The 1,836-nt window shown below is 32.7% G+C and carries 1 protein-coding gene; it reads left to right on the forward strand.

All coding sequences use genetic code 11. The features are described from left to right. The first annotated feature begins 408 nt into the window (after nucleotides 1–408). Complete coding sequence (locus HNP99_RS17560; protein ID WP_173854754.1) at nucleotides 409–1,131, forward strand: DUF4393 domain-containing protein; 723 nt, start codon at nucleotides 409–411, stop codon at nucleotides 1,129–1,131. Nucleotides 1,132–1,836 lie beyond the last annotated feature (705 nt).

Genomic DNA, 1,836 nt, shown 5'->3' on the forward strand with positions numbered 1-1,836 from the left:
AAATCGTTAAGCCGAAAGTATTTTGGTTAAATTAAAGTGATGCAGTTTGCGTCGAAAAATATTGTGGCGAATTCATTTAGCCGAAAGTATTTTGGATAAATTAAAGTGATGCAGTTTGCTTCGAAATAGATTTTGATGAATTCATTAAGCCGAAAGTATTTTGGTTCAATTAAAGTGATGCAGTTTGTAGCCAAAAGTATTGCGGTGAAAAATTGAATAACGACGAAATTTTGTGCTGAAAAATACATATTATAACAGCGGTTTGCATAAATGGCGAAATATGTGGTAAATTCACGTTTATCTTTCGCAATAAATTTTATCTTAGCCGAAAATAATCGGTTACGAAGTTCGCCACTTTTGCAAGCCGCGACACGTTGGCAGATATTTTAACGGAAAAGACAGAAAATTATGATACAAGATGAAATAAAGAGTTTAATTCCTGTTGACAAAGTATATGAAGATGCTTTAAGTCCTGCGATGAAGCAAATCGGAAAATCACTTGAAAGTGTTGCGAAAACATCAAGATTTTTACTTGCTCCATTTGAATATTTATCAAAACAACATGACAGATGGGAAAGATATTTGGAAAAAGTTTCAGAAAGAGTTGATAAAGAAAACTTAATCGAAGGTCATCCTCAAATTGTAATTCCGACACTTGAAGGTTTAAGTTTGACATATGAAAATACTTTACTAAGTGAATTCTTTGTAAATCTTTTAGCTTTATCCATTGACAAATCTAAACAAGATTTAGCTCATCCAGCATTTCCAAGTATAATCAAACAATTAAGTAGAGATGAAGCGGTAATCTTGTTTTATCTAAAGCAGAAAAATTACGAAATAAAACAGAAATCAGATTATGTTGAGGAGAAAAATCGTTTTATAAATAAAGAAACTCTTTTCGAGGAATTCCCAATGGAAAAGCTTGATTTCCCACAAAATATTTGGATGAATATGGATCATCTAAATAGTTTAAATCTTGCTGGAACCTGGCAAGTTGGTCAACAAGAAGCTATTTATGACGAAGTAACAAAAAAACAAATAGGAGTATTTATAAATAGTGAAAGAAGATTAATGGAGTTTGGAGAATTGTTTGCAAATGCCTGTATTCCAAATGACTTTAACGAACTATAAAAAAAACATCTGCCAACAGCGGTTTGCAAAAATGGCGAAATATGTGGTAAATTCACGTTTGTCTTTCGCAAGATATTTTATCTTAGCCGAAAATAATCGGTCACGAAGTTCGCCACTTCTGCAAGCCGCGACACGTTATGGGCTATGATCTATGAAAATTCCGGTGGAATTTACGCTGACGTTTTTTTGATGTTTAATCTCGAAATTATTAAAAAATGTGATTCAGAAGTGCGAAGCCGTGAAAGTTGGAATCGAAAAGCAGAAACTTGAAAATTGGAATCGACAAGTAGAAAATTGAAAAAAAAGAAGCGTGAAAGTTAGAACCGAAAAGCAGAAACTTGAAAGTTGGAATCGAAAAGCATAAATTTGAAAAACAGAAGTGCGAAAATTAGAACCGAAAAACTGAAACTTGAAAAGCAGAAAATTGAAAGTTGGAATGTAACTATTGAACATAAAAAAAAATCACAGCCCATAACAGCGGTTTGCATAAATGGCGAAATATGTGGTAAATTCACGTTTATCTTCCGCAATAACTTTTATCTTAGCCGAAAATAATCGGTCACGAAGTTCGCCACTTCTGCAAGCCGCGACACGTTATAATATATATTTCGCCATTTTGGAGAATTCAATAACCTAACGCAACAAATGATAAATTTTATCTTTGTTGAATTATGAAAAAAACCTACAAGCGATTATCATTAGAAG

This window comes from Flavobacterium gelidicaeli (assembly GCF_013294005.1).
Taxonomy (GTDB): domain Bacteria; phylum Bacteroidota; class Bacteroidia; order Flavobacteriales; family Flavobacteriaceae; genus Flavobacterium.

Excerpts from the sequence above, each read along its gene's own strand:
- HNP99_RS17560 (WP_173854754.1), top strand. The coding sequence starts at position 409 with ATGATACAAGATGAAATAAAGAGTTTAATTCCTGTTGACAAAGTATAT.